Source organism: Actinomycetospora succinea, assembly GCF_004363095.1.
Classification (GTDB): domain Bacteria; phylum Actinomycetota; class Actinomycetes; order Mycobacteriales; family Pseudonocardiaceae; genus Actinomycetospora; species Actinomycetospora succinea.
Window position 1 is genome coordinate 185,317 of the sequence record NZ_SNYO01000007.1, and the last position, 19,884, is coordinate 205,200.

Consider the following 19,884-nt stretch of genomic DNA (forward strand, 5'->3'; position numbering starts at 1 on the left):
CGGCCTACGTGAGCACTTTCCGGCCCTATAGAGCCGGAAAGTGCTCACATGAGTCGCGGGCTCGGGAGGTCGTCGCCGGCTTTCGGGCCCAGGCGCAGGACCGCCTGGGGCCACAGGGCGCCGCCGAGCAGCGTCCGGAGCGCCTCGCGGGTCGACGCGACCTCCACCGGCGGCGCGACGAACGACGCGCCGAGCCCGTGCACGGTCGCGGTGAGCAGGACCCGCTGCAGCGCCTGCCCGGCCTGCAGGTGCGCCAGCGGCAGGTCGTGGGCGGTGGCCAGCACGCCGATCATCGCGTGGCGATCGGGCCGGTCGGGGGTCCCGGCGCCGCCGCTGAGGTCGCGGACGCGCCAGGGGTCGTCGCGTGGGGGCCGCGGGCCGGCGACCGCGGCGGGGACGCCGTCGAGGACGTCCGCGCCCCGCCCGGTCCAGGCCTCCCGCTCGGCGCGCCAGGCCGGGTCGGCGTCCTCGATCCGTACGGCGTCGGCGACGAGGCCGGCGACGGTGTCGCGCTCCGCGGGCGTCTCGATCCAGTACAGCCAGCTGCGCTCCGCCTCGGCCGCGCGCCGGAGCTCGGCGCGCAGCGCGGGCCGGACCGCGCCCTCCCCGAACGCGCGCCGGTGGGTGTGGCGGTGCCCGATCGCGGCGGCGAGCGCCCGCTCGGCGGGACTGCACGGCAGCGGGCTGCCGACCCGGAGCCGGGCGAACGACCAGGGGTCGTCGGGGTCGGGCAGCAGCCGCACGTGCGTGCGCCGCTCCTGGGCCCGCACGGCCAGGCGCATCCCGGCCAGCGCGGCCCCGCACGCGAGGCGCAGCGCGCGGTGGTCGGGGTCGGCGACGGGCAGCGCGCGGGCCGGGTCGCCGCGCACCTCGAACCCGTCGGGCCCGTCGGCGCGCAGCACCCAGGGCTGGGTGTTGTGCCCCGACGGCGCCCGCGACCCGGCCGCGAGCACGTCGTGCACGGCCTGCGGGGTCAGCGCGGTGATCATGTGACCGCCCGCTCGCGAGCCCCGAGCCGCAGCACCGGGAGCCCCGGGAACTCGTCGGGGCGGTGGCTGACCACGAGCACCGTGCGGCCGGCGCCCGCGGCGAGGAGGTCGGCGCACAGCGCGTCGGCGGTGTCCGGGTCCAGGTGCGCGGCCGGCTCGTCGAGCACGAGCACCGGCCGGTCGGCGAGCAGCACCCGGGCGACCCCGAGCCGCTGGCGCTCCCCGCCGGACACGGCGCCGCCATGCTCACCGAGCGGGGTGTCGAGCCCCTCGGGCAGCTCGGCGAACCAGACGCCGAGGCGCGCCTTCCCCAGCACGGCGACCAGGTCGTCGTCGCTCGCGTCGGGCCGCGCGAGCAGCAGGTTCTCGCGCAGCGTGGAGTCGAACAGGTGGCTCGCCGGCCCGCACCACGCCTGCCGGGAGCGCACGTCGTCGCCGTCGCAGCGCGCGACGTCCACCCCGTCGACGCTCGCCCGCCCCGCCCGCGCGGGCAGGGTCCGGGCGAGTGCCGCCAGCAGCGTGCTCTTGCCGGCCCCGGACGGCCCGGCGACGACGAGCGCCCCGCCCGGCGCGAGGTCGAGGTCGACGCCGTGCAAGACGTCGCTGGTCGCACCCGGCCAGCGGACGGCGAGGTCGTCGGCGCCGAGGTGATCGCCGGCCCCCAGCGCCGCGGGCACGGACGGCTCCACCACCGGGGCCGGCGCCGTCTCCAGCTCGACCAGGCGGCGCATCGCGGGCCCGGCGGTGGCCAGGCGGGTCGCGGCCTCGGGCAGGCCGGCGACGACGTCCGAGCACGCCAGCGGCACGAGCGCGAGGACCGCGAGCGCGGTGCCGGCGAGCCGGCCGTCCGCCAGGGCGACCAGCCCCAGCGCCGTCGTGGCCACGGCCGTGGCGCCCAGCGCGAGCACCCCGAGCCCGGAGCCCAGGCCGGCCGAGAACGCGGCGCGCCGGGACACCGCGGTCAGCCGGTCGTCGACGGCGGCGAGCGCGCGGCGCCGGTCCTCGCCCGCCCCGAAGGCGAGGATCTCGCCGGCGGCCTCGAGGGTCTCGGTCGTCGTCGCGAGGACCTCGCCGCGGAGTCCGGCGGTGCGCGCCGCGGCCCGGCGGACGGCCCACAGCGCGAGCGCCGGTGCGACGACGCCGGCGACGAGCAGCCCCACGGCCAGCGCGATCCCGGCGGCGGGCAGCACGAGCGCGAGCGCCACGACGGCGGCGACGCCCACCAGCGCCGCGCGGGTCGCGGGCAGCGCGACGCGCACCACGACGTCCTCGGCCGCGTCGACGTCGCCGACGAGCCGCGCGAGCAGGTCGCCGCGCCGGCGCCGGGCCGTGGCGGCCGGGCCGAGGCGGACCAGCGCGGTCCACAGCCGCACGCGCAGGTCGACGCCGAGGCGCAGCGCCGCGTCGTGGGCGACGAGCTGCTCGGCGTAGCGCAGGACGCCGCGGGCCAGCCCGAACGCGCGCACCGCGACGATCGCGACCATCAGCGTCAGCACCGGCGGGTGCAGCGCGGCGGTGGAGATCAGCCAGGCCGACGTCCCGGTCAGCGCGACCCCGGACGCGATCGCCGCCGCCCCGAGCAGCACCGCGAGGGCCCAGCGGCCGGCGCGCGGGCGCAGCAGGCGGGCGAGCCAGCGGGCGGTGCCGACCGACGGCGCGGGCGTGGCGAGGTCGGCGACCGTGGGCGTCGGGACGGGCGAGCGACGGACGTCGCCCGTCCGGGCACCGGGCTCGACCGCCGGCGCGCTCGACGCCCGGTACGGCACCGTCACCACGCGGTCGCAGAGCTCCAGCACCGCCGCGCGGTGGCTCACGACCACGGCGCTGCGCCCGGCCAGCACACCGGGCAGGGCGTCGAGGACCGCGCGCTCGGTGTCGGCGTCGACGCCCTCGGTCGGCTCGTCGAGCAGCAGGAGCGGGCGGTCGGCGAGCAGCGCGCGGGCGAGGGCCACGCGGCGGCGCTGCCCGGTGGACAGGCCCGCGCCGCCGTCGCCGACCGGCGTGTCGAGCGGGACGTCGAGGGCTGCGGCACTCGCCGCGGCCGCCACGGCCTCGTCGGCGGCGGAAGGCGCCCCCAGCCGCAGATTGGACGCCACCGTCCCCGCGAGCAGCACGGGACGCTGCGGCACCCAGGCCACGCGCTCGCGCCACGACGCCGGGTCGATCGCGGCGAGGTCGACGCCGCCGACCTCGACGGAACCCTCCTCCGGCCGGCGGGCACCGCGCAGCAGGTCGAGCAGGGTGGTCTTGCCGGCCCCGCTCGGCCCGGCGATCCCCACCACCTCGCCCGGCGCGACCGTCAGCGAGAACCCGGCGAGGACGGGATCGCCGCCGCGCCCGGCGACCCCGACCTCCCGGACGCGCAGCGGGACGCGGCGCGGGTCGGGGGCGGGCCGGCGCTCGCCGGCCGCGAGGGGTGCGAGCTCGAGGACCGCGAACGCCTCCTGCGCGGCCGTCAGCCCGTCGAGGCTGTCGTGGAAGCGGGCGCCGACCGCGCGCAGTGGCAGGTACACCTCGGGCGCCAGGATGATCACGAGCAGTGCGGTGTGCAGGTCGAGGTCCCCGTGCACCAGCCGCAGGCCGACGGCGACCGCGACCAGCGCGACCGACAGCGTCGCCAGCAGCTCGAGCGCGAGCGCCGACAGGAACGCCACCCGCAGCGTCGCCATGGTCGCCGTGCGGTGGCGCTCGGCGATCTCGCGCATCCGCCCGGTCTGGCGCCGCGCGCGGCCGAAGGCGACGAGGACGTCGAGGCCGGCGACGAGGTCGAGGAAGTGGTGCCCGAGCACGGCGAGCGTGCGCCACCGGCGCGCGACGGCGTGCTGTGTGTACGTCCCGATGAGGATCATGAAGATCGGGATCAGCGGGACCGTGGCGGTGATGATCACCGCGGACAACCAGTCGGCGCCGAGGATGCGCGCCCCGACCGCCAGCGGGACGACCGCGGCGACGAGCAGGGTCGGCAGGTACCGGCGCACGTAGCCGTCGAGGCCGTCGACGCCCTGGGTCGCGAGCGTCGCCAGCCGGCTCGGGGCGGGCAGGCGCGGGTCGTCGGGCCCGAGCTCGAGGGCCTTCGCGACGAGCCGCCCGCGCAGGCCGGCGACGACCGACGCCGCGGCCCGCGCGCCCGCGACCTCCCCGGCGCCGGCGAGCAGCGCCCGCCCGGCGACCACGGCGAGCAGCGCCGCGAGCACCCCGCCGAGCGCGGCCAGGGTCTCGCCGCCCAGGAACCCGCGCGTCACCGCCGTCGCGACGAGGTCGGCCTGCACGACGACCAGGCCCGCCGTGGCGATCCCGACGCCGGCGCAGAGCACCACGTGCCGGCGCACCGGCGCGACGTGGCGCAGCAGGCGCGGGTCGAGGGGCTTCACGCGTGCTCCTCGGCCGGGACGGGCGCCGCGGGGATGTGGGTGCGGGAGATCCGCCGGCGGAACACCCAGTAGGTCCAGGCCTGGTAGCAGAGGACGATCGGGGTCATGATCGCGGCGACCCAGGTCATGATCGTCAGCGTGTAGGGCGTGGACGCCGCGTTGGTCGTCGTCAGGCTGAACGCGGGGTCGATCGTCGAGGGCATGACGTCCGGGTAGAGCGCGGTGAACAGGAACGCGGTCGCCGCGACGATCGTCCCGGCGGTCAGCGTGAAGCCCCAGCCCTCGCGCCCGGCGCGGGTGGCGAGGATGCCGCCCACCAGCGCGGCCGCCGCGACCAGCGCGAGCACCGCCGTGACGAGGTCGGCGCCGTGGTCGAGCCAGGTCCAGAGCAGGAACGCCGCCGCGACCGGCACCGCGCCGGCCCCGATCCGCACGGCCAGCCCGCGCGCCCGCGCCCGGATGTCGCCGTCGGTCTTCAGCGACAGGAAGACCGCGCCGTGCAGGACGAACAGCAGCAGGGTGGTCACGCCGCCGAGCAGCGCGTACGGGGTCAGCAGCGTGACGAGGCCGCCGACGAACTCGTGGTCGGCGTCGAGCGGGACCCCGCCGACGATGTTGCCGAACGCCACGCCCCACAGCAGCGCCGGCACGACCGAGCAGACGACGATCACCCAGTCCCACCGGGCGCGCCACTGCGCGGTGTCGACCTTGCCGCGGTACTCGAACGCGACGCCGCGGCCGATCAGCGCGACGAGGATGAGCAGCAGCGCCAGGTAGAACCCGGAGAACAGCGTCGCGTACCACTCGGGGAACGCCGCGAACGTGGCGCCGCCGGCGACGATCAGCCAGACCTCGTTGCCGTCCCAGACCGGGCCGATCGTGTTGATCATGACACGGCGGTCGGTGTCGTCGCGGCCGAGGATGCGCAGCAGCGCGCCCACGCCGAAGTCGAACCCCTCGAGGACGAAGTAGCCCGTCCACAGGATCGCGATGAGCAGGAACCAGACGTCGGTGAGTGCCATGGCGGTGCTCCTCTCAGTACGCGACGGCGAAGGGCCGGTCGGCGTCCTCGTCACGAGGACCCACGGCTTCCGGAGGTGGCGCCGGCGCCGGGCCGGCCTTGACCGTGCGCACCAGCAGCCAGCCCTCGATCACCGCGAGGCCGCCGTAGAGCAGCGTGAAGACGATCAACGAGGTGAGCACGGTGCCGAGACCGACGGACGGCGAGACCCCGTTCTCGGTCTTCAGCTGCCCGTAGACGACCCAGGGCTGGCGGCCCATCTCCGTGAAGATCCAGCCGAAGGAGTTCCCGAGCAGCGGGAACGCCATCGAGAGCAGGGCGATCCGCGCGAGCCACTTGTTCGGCACCCGCTCGCCCCGCGTGAACCACAACGAGGCCACGGCGACCAGGAACGCGAGGATCCCGAACCCGATCATGAACCGGAACGCCCAGTACGTCACCGGGATGTAGGGCCGGTAGTTCCCCGGCCCGAACTGCGCGCTCTCCTGCGCCTGCAGCTCGTTGACGCCCTGGACCGTGCCGTCGAACGAGCCGGTGGCGAGGAAGCTCAGCAGGCCGGGCACGTCCAGGCTGTAGATCGGCTCCTGGCCGTTCAGCGTGCCGATCGTGAACAGCGAGAAGGGCGCCGGCGAGCTCGTCGTGTAGAGCGCCTCCGCGGCGGCGATCTTCATCGGCTGCTGCTGGGTCATGACCTTGGCCTGCGTGTCCCCGCTGATCATCACGGCGACCGTCGCCACGATCACGGCCCAGGCGCCGAGCTTCAGCGTCGGCCGGAAGATCGACGTCTCGGAGCGGCGGGCGAGGAACCAGACGCTGATGCCCAGCACCGCGGCGCCCCCGGTGAGCAGGCAGGCCGAGATCGTGTGGGCGAAGGTGACGATGGCCGTGTTCTGCGTGAGCACCGCGGTGAAGTCGTTCAGCTCGGCGCGCCCGGTCTCGGGGTTGAACCGGAAGCCGGTCGGGTGCTGCATCCACGAGTTCGCGGCGAGGATGAAGTACGCGGAGAGCACGGTGCCGATCGCGGCGAGCCAGATGCAGGTCAGGTGCACGCGGCGCGACAGCCGGTCCCACCCGAAGATCCAGAGGCCGAGGAACGTCGACTCGAGGAAGAACGCGACGAGGCCCTCGATCGCCAGCGGCGCGCCGAAGACGTCACCGACGAAGCGGCTGTAGTCGCTCCAGTTCATGCCGAACTGGAACTCCTGGACGAGCCCGGTGACGACGCCCATCGCGAAGTTGATCAGGAAGAGCTTCCCGAAGAACTTCGTCGCCCGCAGCCAGTGCTCGGAGCCGGTGCGGTGCCACACGGTCTGCATGATCGCCACGAGCAGCGACAGGCCGATCGTCAGCGGCACGAAGAAGAAGTGGTAGACCGTCGTGATCCCGAACTGCCATCGCGCCGCATCCAGTGCCGACACCGTCGCCTCGCTCGCCTCGTGGTGGTGATGACGGCGTCCAGACTCGGCGCGCGCAGGGATCGGGGGCAGGTCCCCGAGGTCCCCGCTGGGCGGGACCCTGGTCCCTGCCTAGCGGTCGGCGGTACTCGCGCGCACGTGCAGCGTCGGCGCCAGGAGCTCGGCGGCGACGGGCCGGCCCTCGATCCGGTCGATGAGCAGCTCCGCGGCCCGCGCGCCCATCCGGCGCATCGGTGACGAGACCGAGGTGAGGGCGACGGGCAGCTCGGCCGCGACCGGGATGTCGTTGTAGCCGACGACGGCGACGTCCGCGCCGACCCGCAGCCCCGCCGCGGTGACCGCGCCCATCGCCCCGATGGCGGCGAAGTCGTTGACGACGAACACGGCGCTCGGCGGGTCCCCGGCGAGCAGGGATGCCGTGGCCCGGTGCCCGCCGCCGACGTCGAAGGCGGAGGGCACGATCCGGTGCGCGGGGAGCGGGTGCCCGGCGGCCGCGTAGGTCGCGGCGAACCCGGCGGTGCGCTCGTGGCCGGTGCTGGCGTAGGGCTCGCCCGCGACCACGGCGACGTCGGTGTGCCCGAGCGCGAGGAGGTGCTCGGCGGCGAGGACGCCGCCGGCGTGGTCGTCGCAGGTCACCGAGGGGTGCTCGCCGGAGCGGCGGTTGGTCAGCACGAACGGGACGTCGCGCGCGGCGAGGGTGTCGAGGAGGTCGTCGCCGTCGCGCCGGGCGTCCCCGATGACGACGCCGTCGACCCGGCGCGCGAGCAGCATCTCCAGCGCGGCCCGGCGCTCGTCGGGGCGGTCGCGGCCGTTCACCACGAACGCCTGGTAGGTCAGCTCGCGGGCGCGCTCGTCGATGCCCTCGTAGATCGTGGCGAGGACGACGTCGGTGAGCCGGGGGACGAGGACGCCGACCAGCTGGCTGCGGCGCGTGCGCAGGCCGGCGGCGTACGGGTTGCGTTCGAACCCGATCTCGTCGGCGATCTCGTGGATGCGCGCCACCGTCGTCCGCGACCCGGCCCGCGCGCCGGCGGCCTCGGACTTCGAGAGGGCTCGCGACGCGGTCGACACGTGGACCCCCGCGAGCGCGGCGATCGTCCGCAGCGTCGGCCGTCCCGACCCGTCCAGGTGCGGCAGCGTCACCGCGGCGCCCTCCTCGTCCCTTGCCTGCTGTCGGTGAGCCACGCTACGTTGCGCAAACGTTTGGGCCAAACGTTTGGAGTCACCCATGACGACACCGACCCCGCCTCCCGTGAGCCCGGTGCGCGCCGCCGCCGTGCAGACCGACCCGCGGGTGGGCCTCGAGAACAAGGACGCGAACCTCGCCGAGACCCTCGCGCGCATCGCGGAGGCCGCGGCCGAGGGTGCCCGGTTGATCGTCCTGCCCGAGCTCGCGAGCACCGGGTACGCCTTCGAGACCCGCGACGAGGCCTACGCCCACGCCGAGCCCGTGCCGGACGGCCCGACGTGCCGGGCGTGGATCGACGCCGCGCGCGACCACGACGTCTACCTCGTCGCGGGCCTCGCCGAGGCCGACGGTCCCGTGGCGCTCCACGACACCGCGGTCCTCATCGGTCCCGACGGGTTCATCGGCCGCTACCGCAAGACCACCTCTGGAACCGCGAGAAGCTGATCTTCACGCCGGGCTCGGACTTCCCGGTGTTCGACACCCGCATCGGGCGCATCGGGCTGCTCGTCTGCTGGGACATCTGGTTCCCCGAGGTGGCGCGCATCCTGACCACCCAGGGCGCCGACGTGATCTGCAGTGTCAACAACTGGGTCTGGACCCCGCCGCCGCTCTTCGACGACGCCGGCAACTGCATGGCGAGCTACCTGACGATGGGGGCGTCCCACGTCAACAACGTCCCGATCGTCGCCGCCGACCGGGTCGGCGAGGAGCGCGGCGGGAAGTTCCTCGGCTGCTCGCTGATCACCGGCGTGAACGGCTGGCCGATCGGGGGCATCGCCGACGCCGAGAAGCCGACGATCCTCTACGCGGACCTCGACCTCGCCGAGTCCCGCTCGGCGCCGGTGTGGAACTCGCTGAACGACCTGCCCCGCGACCGCCGCGTCGACCTCTACGACCCGCTGCTCGGCTACACCGGCGGCACCCCGCTCCCGCGATGAGCGCGCCGTCGGACACCGGGCGCCGCTCCCGGCCCGAGCTGACGCTGCCCGGCACGCTGCTCGGCGCGGCGGCGTCGGTGATCGTGGCCGGAGCGCTCGCCCTGGGGCTGTGGGCCGCGACCCGGGGCGCGGTCGGGGACTCCTACACGCGGTGGACCGCCGAGCTGCCCGGCGACCCGCTCGCCCGCGCGACGTGGACGCTCGGCGACATGACCGAGCCCCAGTTCTACAAGGCGCCCGTCGCGTCGGTGGGGCTGCTGCTCGGCGCAGCGCTCGCGTGGTGGGCCGGGCGCCGCGGCGCCCGCTGGGCCGGGCGCGCGATCGCGTACGGCACCGGCCGGTGGCCGTGGGTGTTCGGCGCGGCGACGCTGAGCCTGGTCCTGTCCAACCTCGCTTTCGGGTGGCGGCTCGGCGAGGGCTGGCAGCCGACGTTCGTGCCGTTCGTGTGCGTGGCGGCCGCCCTCGTCCTCGTCCAGGGCGCGGGCTGGCGGGTGCTGCTCACCGGTGCCGTGCTCGGCGCGGTCACGACGACCCCGGTGGCGATGCTGCTCATCGCCACGGTCACCGACCCGCTCGGGCTGCCGTACGTCGTCGCGAACACGGCCGCGATGTCGATCGGGACGGCCGTGTCGTTCCTGGTCTGCCGGGTGCTGCCGTGGATGCCGGGCCCGGTGCCCGCACCGGTGGAGTCACCGGCCCCCGCCACCGAACCCGCGCCGCTCCGCGCGCCGACGGTGCTCTCCGACGCGATCTGGACCGCCCGTCGCGTCCTCACCGACTTCACCGAGACGCAGTTCTACGCCAACGAGCTGGCGAGCGTCGGTGTCCTCGTCGGGGTCGTCGTCGCCGTGCTCGTCGACCCGACCCTGCCCGCCTACGGCGGCGGGGTGATCCCGGCGATCCTGTTCGCGCAGGCCCTGACCTCGGCCGTGGGCGTGGTCGTGTGGCGGCGGCTCTACCGCGACGGCGGCTGGGCGCCGACCTACGTCTCGCTGGTCTCGGTCGCGCCCGCCGCGGTGATCACCTACGACGGGAGCCTCGTCGCGGGCGTCGTCGGGGCCGTCGTCGGCGCGCTGCTCTGCCCGCTCGTCGCCCGGCCCGTCTCGCGGCGCCTCCCGGCCGACTTCCACCCGTTCATCGGCAACACCGTCGCCATGGCGGTGGTCACGGCGGTCGTGGTCCCGCTCCTGGGGTTCCTGCCCGGGGTCGGCGCCTAGGCTCGACCCCGTGATCCGTGTCTTCCTCGTCGACGACCACGAGGTGGTCCGCCGGGGCGTGGCGGGCCTGCTCTCCGACGAGCCCGACCTCGAGGTCGTCGGGGAGGCGGGCACGGTCGCCGAGGCCGTCGCGCGCGTCGAGGCCGTCCGCCCCGACGTCGCGGTGCTCGACGTGCGCCTGCCCGACGGCAACGGGGTCGAGCTCTGCCGCGAGCTGCGCTCGCGCCAGCCGGAGCTGGCGTGCCTCATGCTCACGTCGTTCACCGACGAGCAGGCGATCCTCGACGCGGTGCTCGCCGGCGCGGCGGGCTACGTCATCAAGGACGTGCGGGGCAGCGACATCGCCGCGGCGGTCCGCGACGTCGGGTCGGGGCGCTCGCTGCTCGACCACCGTGCGGCGGCCGTGCTCATGGCCAAGCTCCGCACCCCGGCCGAGGCGCCGGACCCCACCGCCGAGCTGACCCCGCAGGAGCACGCGGTGCTCGAGCTCATCGGCGAGGGGCTCACCAACCGGCAGATCGGCGAGCGGCTCTTCCTCGCCGAGAAGACCGTCAAGAACCACATCACCCGGCTGCTGGCCAAGCTCGGCCTGGAGCGGCGGGTGCAGGCCGCGGTGCTGGCCACCGAGGTGCGGCGGCGTCGCACCTAGCGGCGGCGCGAGCTGATCACTCCGGTGTCGAAGCCCGCCAGGTGCAGCCCGCCGTGGAAGCGGGCGTGCTCGACCTTGAGGCAGCGGTCCATGACGACGGTGAGCCCGGCCGCCTCCGCGCGCTCGGCGAGGGCCTCGTCGTAGAGGCCGAACTGGAGCCAGAACGTCGACGCCCCGCTGGCGATCGTCGCGTCGAGCACCTCGGGCAGGTCCTCGGGGCGGCGGAAGACGTCGACGAGGTCGGGGGTCACCGGCAGCGCGTCGAGCGACGGGTACACCGGGTGCCCGAGGATCTCGCTCGCGTTCGGGTTGACGAAGTACAGCTCGAGGTCGGTGGAGAGCAGGTAGGTCGCGACGAAGTTCGACGCCCGCGCGGGGTTGGGCGAGGCGCCGACCATCGCGACGGTCTTCGTCTTGCGCAGGATCGCCTGGCGCTCCTGCGCCGACGGCGGGGTCCAGGTCACGTCGCCACTTCCTTGGTCGCTGCGGTGAGGGCCTGATCCAGATCCCAGAGGATGTCCTCGGGGTCCTCGATGCCGACGCTGATGCGGATGAGGTCGGGGCGCACGCCGCCCTCGCGCAGCTGGTCGGCGGTGAGCTGCTGGTGGGTGGTCGAGGCTGGGTGCAGCACGAGCGTCCGGGCGTCGCCGATGTTGGCGAGGTGGCTGCACAGCTGGACCGCCTCGATGAAGCGGCGGCCCGCGGCGCGCGCGGCGTCCTCGTCGTCGGTCGCGCCCCGCACCCCGAAACTGAACACCGCCCCGGGGCCCTTCGGGAGGTAGCGCTGCGCCCGCTCGTGGTGGGGGTGGCCGGGCAGCCCGGCGTAGCTCACCCACGCGACCCGCTCGTCGGCCTCGAGCCACTCCGCGACGCGCTGCGCGTTGGCGACGTGGTCGTCCATGCGCTGGGGGAGCGTCTCGATGCCCTGCAGGAGCAGGAACGCCGAGTGGGCGCTCAGGGTCGCGCCGATGTCGCGGAGCTGCTCGGAGCGGATCTTGGTGAGGAAGCCGTACTCCTGGAAGTTCCCCCACCACGTGAGCCCGCCGTACGACGGGATGGGCTCGGTCATCTGCGGGAAGTTGCCGTTGCCCCAGTCGAAGCGGCCCGACTCGAGGATCACGCCGCCGATGGTGGTGCCGTGGCCGCCGAGGAACTTGGTCGCCGAGTGGATGACGATGTCGGCGCCGTGCTCCATGGGGCGGCACAGGTAGGGCGTGGCCATCGTCGCGTCGATGATCAGCGGCAGGCCGCGCTCGTGGGCGACCTCGGCGAGCGCGGCGACGTCGGTGACCGCCCCCGACGGGTTCGCGACGATCTCGGCGAACACGAACCGCGTGCGGTCGGTGATCGCGGCGCGGAAGTCGGCGGGGTCGTCGCCGGACACGAACGTGGTGTCGACCCCGAAGCGGCGCAGGGTGACGTCGAGCTGGGTCACCGTGCCGCCGTAGAGGGCCGACGACGCGACGATGTGGTCGCCGGCGCCGGCCAGCGTCGCGAAGGTCAGGAACTCGGCGGCCTGGCCCGACGCGGTGGCGACGGCGCCCAGCGCGCCCTCGAGGCTCGCGAGGCGCTCCTCGACGGCCGCGACGGTCGGGTTCGCGATCCGGCTGTAGATGTTGCCGTACTTCTGGAGCGCGAAGAGGTTCGCGGCGTCGGCGGTGTCCTCGAAGACGAAGCTCGTCGACTGGTAGATCGGCACGGCGCGGGCCCCGGTGGCGGCGTCGGGCACGGCGCCGGCGTGCACGGCGCGCGTGCGGAAACCCCAGGGACGGTCTTCTCCTGCCACTCCGCCGTTCTACCGCAACCGCGCCGGTCGTGAGGGATTGCCGGTGGTGCATGGGTGGGAAGGCCTCCCGCGATCCGCATCCGACGAGGGAGGCACCACATGGCCGTCTGCGAGACCTGCGGGAACGACTACGAGATGGCGTTCGAGATCCGCGCGCAGGGTGCGACCCACACCTTCGACAGCTTCGAGTGCGCGATGCACGCGATGGCCCCGCGGTGCGAGCACTGCGGCGTGATGATCGTCGGTCACGGCCACCAGGTCGACGGGCGCTTCTACTGCTGCGCCCACTGCGCGGGCGCGTCGACGGTGGACCACGCCTGACGGGCCTCAGCGGAAGTACGCGTTCGCGGGCGCCTGGAACGCGAAGATGATCGCCGCGATGATCAGCGCGGCCTGGAGCAGGCTGACGATCGTCGAGATGCCGCCGGGGCTCACGCCCAGGCCGGCCGTGAGCAGCACGCCGACGACGGTGAACACCGCCGAGATCCCGCCGAGGATCGCGAGCGCCATCCGCGCCCAGTTCTCGCCCTGGCGCATGCGCAGCGCGAGGTAGACCAGCGCGGCGAGGAAGAGCAGGCCGATGATGACGCCGACGATGCCGCCGGCGGCGAGGTAGCCGTTGGGCACGGTCGCCGACGTCGCGAGCGAGAACACGCTGCCGAGCACGCCGACGACGACCGCGGCGATCCAGAGCTGGAAGGAGCGGTGGACGGAGGTCGGCGGGGACGTCGGCGTGGGCACGGCGTCACCGTAGATCAACCCAGGTCGCGGACCCAGCGCCACACGGTGCCCTCGTCCGGGTCGGTGACCTCGCCGTCGCGGACGAACCCGTGGCGGCGCAGCACGCTCCCCGAGGCGTTCTCCTCGGGGCGGGTGTGCGCGCGGACCCGCCGGACCCCGCCCCGCGTGGCGCGCTCCAGCCACAGCCCGACCGCCGCCGTCGCCACCCCGCAGCCCTGGCGCGACGGGGCGACCGAGTAGCCGATCTCGACCTCGCCGTCGGTCGGCGGGCCGGTGAACCCGCCGAGCCCGACGACGTCGGTGCCCTCGACGATGAGGTGCGCGAACCACGCCGGGTCGACCCCGCCCTCGAGCGCGGTGACGGTGGGCTCGAGCGCGTCGGGGAAGGCGAGGTAGCCCTCGACGAGCGTGAGCCCGAAGCGCTCGGTGAACGCCTCCGGCTCGGTCATCAGCGTGACCGCCTGCTCCGGCGGCAGCGGCCGTACCTCGACTCCCATGTGAGCGATTTTCCGGGCTATGGCACGGAAAATCGCTCACATACGCCGAACGGCCCTACATGCCGTGCATCTTGGCGATCACCTGGAGCATCACCTCGTCGGCGCCGCCGCCGATCGAGGTGATCCGCATGTCGCGCAGGAACCGCGCGGTCCACGTCTCCTCGATGTAGCCGAGACCGCCGTGGTACTGCAGGCAGGTGCGGGCGACGTCCTCGCAGAGCCGCCCGATCGCGAGCTTGGCGATCGTCGCGAACCGCGACGTGTCCTCGCCGCGCATGTACGCCTCGGCGCACGCGTAGTTGTAGTGCCGGCACATGTCGACGCGGGCGTAGAGCTCGGCGAGCTGGTAGCTCAGGTACTGGTTGGTGATCAGCGGGCCGCCGAAGGCGTGGCGGGTGCGCAGGTAGGCGGCGGTGCGGTCGAGGGCACGCTCGCAGGCGCCGACGCGTCCGTAGCAGGCCACCATCCGCTCGTTCTGGAACTGCGCCATCTGCTGCTGGAAGCCGCGGCCCTCGCGCCCGATGGTGTTCGCGACCGGCACCTTCGCGCCGTCGAACGACAGCTCGGCGGTGTCCGAGCAGCGGTTGCCGAGCTTGTCGAGCGTCCGCGACACCGACACTCCGGGGGTGTCCGTCGGCACGACGATCTGCGACATCCCGCGGGCGCCGCCCTCGTCCGACGTGCGCGCGAGGAGGCACAGCCAGTCCGCCTGCACCCCGTTGGTGATGTAGAGCTTCGAGCCGTGGATCACCCAGTGGTCGCCGTCGCGGACGGCCCGGGTGCGCAGCCCGGCGACGTCGGAGCCGGCGTCGGGCTCACTGACCGCGATCGCGGTGACGTGCTCGCCGCGGATCGCCGGGGCCAGGTACTGCTGCTTGAGCTCCTCTGAGCCGAAGCGGGCCAGCGACGGCGTCGCCATGTCGGTCTGCACGGCGATCGCCATGCCGACCCCGGCGGCGTCGGCGCGACCGATCTCCTCGGCGAGCACCACCGAGAACAGGTGGTCGGCGCCGCCGCCCCCGTACGCGGGGTCGTACTCGAGCCCCAGGAAGCCCAGCTCGCCGAGCTTGCCGAACAGCTCGTGGGTGGGCATCCGCTCGTCGCGCTCCCACTGGTCGACGTACGGGTCGATCTCCCGCTCGACGAACGTCCGCACGGTCTTGCGGAACGCCTGGTGCTCCTCGGTGAACGCGACCACTTACTTCACTCCCTGCAGGTGCGCCAGGGCCGGGCCCCAGCGGTCGGTCTGCGATCCGGACGGCGCGTAGAGCGGGATGCGCTGGGCGATGCCGCCGAAGCGGGCCTCGAGCGCCGGGCCGACCTGGTCGGGCTCGGCGACGATCGCGATGGTGTGCAGGACCTCGTCGTCGACGGCCTCGCCCATCGCGTCCCACTCGCCACTCTTGGAGAGCGTGTTGAGCTCGCGGGCGAGATCGCCCCAGCCGTGCAGCTCGAGCACCGGGTGGTAGGCGGGCGTCGACCCGTAGAACGCGACCTGCCGGCGCACGTCCTTGATCGACGCGGCGAACTCCTCCTCGGTGTTGCCCGTGGCGATGAGCGCGGTCGCCGAGAACTCGAACCCCGTGCCGTCCTTGCCGCCCCGCTCGAAGCCCTCGCGCAGCGACGGCAGCGTGACCTCGTGCAGGTAGCGCTCGGTGGAGAAGGCGTGGGCCATGAACCCGTCGGCGACCTCGCCCGCCACCGCCGTCATCCGCGGGCCGACGCCGGCGAGGTGGATCGGCGGGGTGCCGTACGGGTTCGGGGCGGGCGAGAAGAACGGCGTCATCAGCGTGTGCGTGTAGAACTCGCCGCGGAAGTCGAGGCGCTCGCCGGTCGCCCAGGCGTCCCAGATGGCGCGGACGGCCCGGATGTACTCGTGCATCCGGTCGGCGGGCCGCGACCAGGGCATCGAGAAGCGCTTGGTGACGTGCGGCTTGATCTGCGTGCCGAGCCCGAGGATGTAGCGCCCGCCGGTGACCTCGTGCAGGTCGTTGGCGGTCATCGCCGTCGTCATCGGCGTGCGGGCGAACGCGACGGTGATCGCGGTGCCGAGGGTGATGCGCTCGGTGCGGGTGGCCGCGAGCGTGATCATCACGGCCGGGTCGTGCTGGGTCTCGGACGCCCAGACGGCGTCGTAGCCCGCCTTCTCGGCGGTGACCGCGTCGTCGGCGAACGCGCTGAGCCCACCGGTGACCACGGTGGCGTCGACCTTCATCGCAGCAGCTCCTCGGGGATGTCCACGTGTCGGGCCCGGACGAACTCGCCGAGCCCCTTGGCCTGCGGGTCGAGCGCGAGGTTGTCGGCCACCCCGCGTCCCAGGAATCCGACCACGGTGACGCCGACGGCGCGCAGGTTCGGGAGCGCCCAGAGCCGTCGCCCGCAGCCCGCCGCGTCCTCGCCGAGCAGCCACGCGACGTGCTCGTCGTCCCACCAGCCGGCGAGCCACGCGTGGGCGGCGTCGTCGCGCGCCCAGAGCCCCAGCGTCGCGTTGCCGCCCTTGTCCCCGGAGCGCGCGCCGGCGAGGCGGCCCAGGGGTTGCGAACGAACGGCGCTCTCGCTGCTTCCGACGCAACGAGCTCGCCGTTCGTTTCCCGGGGCGGCGCGCGGACGGTCGTCGGCGCTGCTCCGGTCGGCAGCGGGCGGCGGCACCGTCCACGTCCGGTCGGCGAGGCCGACGAGCTGGGGCAGGTCGGCGGCGGGCAGCAGGATCGGCCAGAACACGCTCGCGGCGCTGCCCGGGCCCGGCGGGGTGGTGGCGAAGAAGCCGGCGTAGCCGCTCAGCGCCGTCTCGACGGCCGCGCGGGAGAGCCGCGCGCAGGCGTCCTTGCGGCCCGCGACGGCCACGGTGAGCAGGGAGACGGCGTCAATCATGCGCTGGGGATCGGGAGCATCGGCTCTCAGCACCCGGGTCTCGACGCGGTCGAAGGCGTCGCGCCCGCCCGGGACGCCGGCCCACAGCGCGGCGAGCGCGTGCTCCGCCTTGGCCTCGACGTCGAGGCCGGTGAGCACGAAGGTCATCTCGTTGTGCCAGCCGGCGGGCACGATCGCGCCGACCTTGACGGTGTCGGTCGGCGCCTCGCCGCGGGTCCCGGTGATCCGGACGCGGTCCGGGGCGTCCTGGGTCAGCGTCACGGTGTCGAGGCGCGCGACGACGTCGGGCGTGAGGTAGCGGGGCCCGTCGACCTCGTAGAGCAGCTGCGCGGTGACCGTCTCCACGGTGACCGCCCCGCCCGTCCCCGCCGCCTTGGTGATCACCGCGGAGCCGTCGGCCGCGATCTCGGCGACCGGCAGGCCGACGTGCTCGGTGCCGGTCAGCTCGCCGGCGAAGGAGAAGTTGCCGCCGGTGGCCTGGGCGCCGCACTCGATGACGTGCCCGGCGACGACGGCGCCGGCGAGGGCGTCGACGTCGTCGGGACCCCACCCGTGACGCCACGCCGCGGGCCCGACGACCACCGCGGCGTCGGTGACCCGCCCCGTGACGACGACGTTCGCGCCGGCCTCGAGCGCCGACACGATCCCGCGGCACCCGAGGTAGGCGTTGGCGACCAGCGGCTTCTCCGGGATCGGCTCGCCGGTCTCGAGGTGCGCGGTCTGCTCCGGCGGCAGCGCGACCACGGCGTCGGTGACGTCGTCCCCGCCGACCCAGGCGACGCGGGCGCGGTCGTCGATCGCGGCGATCTCGGCCGCGCAGTCGGCGGGGTCGAGCCCGCCGGCGTTGGCGACGACGAGGATGCCGGCGTCGAGGCAGTCGGCGAGCACGTCCTGCATCTGGCGCACGAACGTCGACGCCCAGCCGCCCTTGCCGCGCTCGCGCTGCTTCGCGAGCAGGCCCATCGTCAGCTCGGCGAGCCAGTCGCCGGTGAGGACGTCGACGTGGACGCGGCCCTCGAGGTGCGCGTCGACGATCTCGCGCGCGGCGGAGAGCCGGTCGCCGTAGAAGCCGGACACGTTGGCGATGGCGATCATCCGGGCGTCCCCAGGGTGACGAGCGTGGCGTGCGCCTCGACGTACTGGCCGACCGCGACGTGCACGGTCTCCACGACGCCGTCGGCGGCGGCGAGGGCCGGGTGCTCCATCTTCATCGCCTCGAGCACGACGAGCTTCTGCCCGGCGACGACGTGCTCGCCCTCGGCCACGAGGACCTCGACCACGGTGCCCGGGACCTCGCTGACCGGCCCCGCCCCGCCCGCCGCGGCGTCGGGGGCGGGCAGGCGCGGGACCTCGCGCCAGGCGCTGTGGCCCTCGCCGTCGTCGACGTGGGCGGTGCCGTCGTGGTGGGCGACGCGGCAGCGGTACTCGACGCCGTCGAGGGTGACGCGCACACCGTCGGGGGTGGGGTCGCGGAGGGTGATCCCGTCGTTGGTCGGGACGACCTCGCCGTCCGGGCCCTCCCAGGCGATCGCCGGCCTCGGCGTGCCCCGGAGGAGGCGCCAGCCGGGCGGGGCGAGGTCCTTCAGGGGGTCGTTGGCTCGCCGCGCCGCGCTCGTGCAGGCGACGGCCGCCGCGAGGTGCACGACGCGCGGGGTGGCGGGCTCGGGGGTGCGCAGCGCGGCGTGCTGCTCGAGGAAGTCGGTGCGGGTCTCGCCGGCGAGGAAGTCGGCGTCGCGCAGGACGGCGACGAGCAGGTCGCGGTTGGTGGCGGGGCCATGGATCTCGGCCTGCGCCAGGCCCGCGGAGAGCCGCCGGGCGGCCGCCGCGCGGGTCGGGGCGTGGGCGATGACCTTGGCGATCATGGGGTCGTAGAACGCGCTGATCTCGCCCGAGGCGCCGAGCGCGTCCTCCCAGCGCAGCGTGGTGTCGTGGCGGTAGCGGTGCAGCGTCCCGGGGCTGGGGCGGTCGCCGGCGCTGGGGTCCTCGGCGTAGAGGCGCACCTCGATCGCGTGCCCGCGTGGGACGACGCCGGCCTGGGTGAACGGCACCTCCTCACCGTCGGCGATCGCCAGCTGGAGCGCGACGAGGTCGACGCCGTAGACCTCCTCGGTGACGGGGTGCTCGACCTGCAGCCGGGTGTTCATCTCGAGGAAGTAGAAGCTCGCCTGTGTCAGCGTGGCGGCGGGCGGCACGGAGCGCAGCGGAGCTGCCGCGACGGAGGCGTCGACACTGCTGACGTCACACGTCAGGAAATCCGCATCCTCGAGCAGGAACTCCACCGTCCCGGCGCCGACGTAGCCGAGCTTCTCGGCCAGCGCGACGGCCGTGGCTCCCATGCGCTCGCGCAGCTCCGGCGACACCGCCGGCGACGGCGCCTCCTCGACGACCTTCTGGTGCCGCCGCTGGATCGAGCACTCGCGCTCGCCGAGGTGCACGACGTGCCCGTGCGCGTCGCCGAGGACCTGGATCTCGATGTGGCGCGGCGCGTCGAGGAGGCGTTCGAGGAAGACGGTGTCGTCGCCGAAGCTGCGGGCGGCCTCGGCGCGGGCGGAGCGGACGGCGTCGGCGAGCGCGTCGGGCGACCGGACCTCGCGCATCCCGCTGCCGCCGCCACCCGCGCTGGCCTTGACGAGCAGGGGGAAGCCGACGCCCTCGGCCGCGCGGGCCCAATCGGCGGCGTCGTCCGTCTCGAGCAGCGCGTCCGGCAGCGTCGGGACGCCGGCCTCGCGGGCCAGGGCCTTGGCGGTGTGCTTGACACCCATCGCCTCGATCGACGCGGGGTCCGGGCCGACCCACGTCAGGCCGGCGTCGGCGACCCGGCGCGCGAACGCGGCGTTCTCCGAGAGGAAGCCGTAGCCGGGGTGCACGGCGTCGGCGCCGGTGGCCCGCGCCGCGGCGAGGACCTGCTCGGCGTCGAGGTAGGTCTCGGCGCTCGTCGACCCGCGCAGCGCGACGGCCCGGTCGGCCTCGGCGACGTGCGGGGCGTCGGCGTCGGGTGCGGAGTAGATCGCGACCGTGCGGATGCCGAGGGTCCGCGCGCCGCGGATCACCCGCCGCGCGATCTCCCCGCGGTTGGCCACGAGCAGCGTGCTGATCACCGGCTCACCTCGAGATGGGGGATTTCCTGACGTTGAACGTCAGCAGTGTTGATGCCTCCGGCGCGGCAGCTCCGCTGCGCTCCGTGCCGCCTGCCGCCAGGC

The 19,884-nt window shown here is 74.6% G+C and carries 16 protein-coding genes and 1 pseudogene; 4 read left to right on the forward strand and 13 right to left on the reverse strand.

What is annotated here, in order from left to right; translation table 11 throughout:
• Positions 1-44: 44 nt before the first annotated feature.
• The 5 genes from EV188_RS22455 to EV188_RS22475 all read right to left on the reverse strand — a co-directional run bounded on the left by EV188_RS22455 (position 45) and on the right by EV188_RS22475 (position 7,939).
• Complete coding sequence (locus EV188_RS22455; RefSeq protein WP_133828529.1) at positions 45-989, reverse strand: Acg family FMN-binding oxidoreductase; 945 nt, start codon at positions 987-989, stop codon at positions 45-47.
• A complete protein-coding gene (gene cydD, locus EV188_RS22460) occupies positions 986-4,360 on the reverse strand; it encodes a thiol reductant ABC exporter subunit CydD (RefSeq protein ID WP_133828530.1) in 3,375 nt (1,124 codons plus the stop codon). Before cydD ends, EV188_RS22455 begins: the two co-directional genes overlap by 4 nt.
• Positions 4,357-5,382, reverse strand: coding sequence for a cytochrome d ubiquinol oxidase subunit II (gene cydB / locus EV188_RS22465; RefSeq protein WP_133828531.1), 1,026 nt, complete (start codon positions 5,380-5,382; stop codon positions 4,357-4,359). The genes cydD and cydB overlap by 4 nt, the downstream gene beginning before the upstream one ends.
• Before the next feature lie 13 nt (positions 5,383-5,395).
• The gene (locus EV188_RS22470; protein ID WP_133828532.1) at positions 5,396-6,799 is read right to left on the reverse strand and encodes a cytochrome ubiquinol oxidase subunit I; all 1,404 of its coding nucleotides are present in this window, start codon (positions 6,797-6,799) and stop codon (positions 5,396-5,398) included.
• 108 nt (positions 6,800-6,907) lie between these two features.
• Entirely contained in the window at positions 6,908-7,939 is a 1,032-nt protein-coding gene (locus EV188_RS22475; protein ID WP_243741913.1) for a LacI family DNA-binding transcriptional regulator, read from the reverse strand.
• An 85-nt stretch (positions 7,940-8,024) separates the two neighbouring features.
• Here EV188_RS22475 and EV188_RS22480 point away from each other — a divergent pair.
• From EV188_RS22480 to EV188_RS22490, 3 genes and pseudogenes are all read left to right on the forward strand, one after another.
• Positions 8,025-8,923, forward strand: a pseudogene (locus EV188_RS22480) (nitrilase family protein).
• Positions 8,920-10,140, forward strand: coding sequence for a hypothetical protein (locus EV188_RS22485; protein ID WP_133828534.1), 1,221 nt, complete (start codon positions 8,920-8,922; stop codon positions 10,138-10,140). The pseudogene EV188_RS22480 and the gene EV188_RS22485 overlap by 4 nt, the downstream one beginning before the upstream one ends.
• Positions 10,141-10,150: 10 nt before the next feature.
• A complete protein-coding gene (locus tag EV188_RS22490) occupies positions 10,151-10,789 on the forward strand; it encodes a response regulator (RefSeq protein WP_133828535.1) in 639 nt (212 codons plus the stop codon).
• Here the strand turns inward: EV188_RS22490 and EV188_RS22495 are convergent.
• Both EV188_RS22495 and EV188_RS22500 read right to left on the reverse strand, forming a co-directional pair.
• Positions 10,786-11,253: a CoA-binding protein gene (locus EV188_RS22495; protein ID WP_133828536.1), complete on the reverse strand. Its 468-nt coding sequence runs from the start codon at positions 11,251-11,253 to the stop codon at positions 10,786-10,788. The two genes, EV188_RS22490 and EV188_RS22495, sit on opposite strands and share 4 nt — an antisense overlap.
• Positions 11,250-12,575, reverse strand: a complete 1,326-nt coding sequence (locus EV188_RS22500; protein ID WP_133828537.1) for an O-acetylhomoserine aminocarboxypropyltransferase/cysteine synthase family protein — start codon at positions 12,573-12,575, stop codon at positions 11,250-11,252. Before EV188_RS22500 ends, EV188_RS22495 begins: the two co-directional genes overlap by 4 nt.
• Before the next feature lie 99 nt (positions 12,576-12,674).
• On the opposite strand from EV188_RS22500, the gene EV188_RS22505 reads away from it, so the two are divergent.
• Positions 12,675-12,896: a hypothetical protein gene (locus EV188_RS22505; protein ID WP_133828538.1), complete on the forward strand. Its 222-nt coding sequence runs from the start codon at positions 12,675-12,677 to the stop codon at positions 12,894-12,896.
• 6 nt (positions 12,897-12,902) lie between these two features.
• On the opposite strand, the gene EV188_RS22510 is transcribed toward EV188_RS22505, so the two are convergent.
• From EV188_RS22510 to EV188_RS22535, 6 genes are read right to left on the reverse strand one after another with little or no spacing between them, the layout of a single operon-like run.
• Positions 12,903-13,316, reverse strand: coding sequence for a hypothetical protein (locus EV188_RS22510; RefSeq protein ID WP_133828539.1), 414 nt, complete (start codon positions 13,314-13,316; stop codon positions 12,903-12,905).
• 14 nt (positions 13,317-13,330) lie between these two features.
• On the reverse strand, positions 13,331-13,813 hold the full coding sequence (locus EV188_RS22515) for a GNAT family N-acetyltransferase (protein ID WP_133828540.1): 483 nt from the start codon (positions 13,811-13,813) through the stop codon (positions 13,331-13,333).
• Positions 13,814-13,868: 55 nt separating this feature from the next.
• On the reverse strand, positions 13,869-15,011 hold the full coding sequence (locus EV188_RS22520; protein WP_133828541.1) for an acyl-CoA dehydrogenase family protein: 1,143 nt from the start codon (positions 15,009-15,011) through the stop codon (positions 13,869-13,871).
• Positions 15,012-16,028, reverse strand: a complete 1,017-nt coding sequence (locus EV188_RS22525; protein ID WP_133828542.1) for a TIGR03617 family F420-dependent LLM class oxidoreductase — start codon at positions 16,026-16,028, stop codon at positions 15,012-15,014.
• Positions 16,025-17,779: an acyclic terpene utilization AtuA family protein gene (locus EV188_RS22530; RefSeq protein WP_133828543.1), complete on the reverse strand. Its 1,755-nt coding sequence runs from the start codon at positions 17,777-17,779 to the stop codon at positions 16,025-16,027. Before EV188_RS22530 ends, EV188_RS22525 begins: the two co-directional genes overlap by 4 nt.
• Positions 17,776-19,782 (reverse strand): ATP-binding protein, encoded by a 2,007-nt coding sequence (locus tag EV188_RS22535; RefSeq protein ID WP_133828544.1) that lies wholly within the window; start codon positions 19,780-19,782, stop codon positions 17,776-17,778. The genes EV188_RS22530 and EV188_RS22535 overlap by 4 nt, the downstream gene beginning before the upstream one ends.
• Positions 19,783-19,884: the final 102 nt, after the last annotated feature.

Coding starts and splice junctions, on each gene's coding strand:
- EV188_RS22515 (WP_133828540.1), bottom strand. CDS start 13,813: ATGGGAGTCGAGGTACGGCCGCTGCCGCCGGAGCAGGCGGTCACGCTG.
- EV188_RS22455 (WP_133828529.1), bottom strand. CDS start 989: ATGATCACCGCGCTGACCCCGCAGGCCGTGCACGACGTGCTCGCGGCC.
- cydB (WP_133828531.1), bottom strand. CDS start 5,382: ATGGCACTCACCGACGTCTGGTTCCTGCTCATCGCGATCCTGTGGACG.
- EV188_RS22505 (WP_133828538.1), top strand. CDS start 12,675: ATGGCCGTCTGCGAGACCTGCGGGAACGACTACGAGATGGCGTTCGAG.
- EV188_RS22530 (WP_133828543.1), bottom strand. CDS start 17,779: ATGATCGCCATCGCCAACGTGTCCGGCTTCTACGGCGACCGGCTCTCC.
- EV188_RS22485 (WP_133828534.1), top strand. CDS start 8,920: ATGAGCGCGCCGTCGGACACCGGGCGCCGCTCCCGGCCCGAGCTGACG.
- EV188_RS22525 (WP_133828542.1), bottom strand. CDS start 16,028: ATGAAGGTCGACGCCACCGTGGTCACCGGTGGGCTCAGCGCGTTCGCC.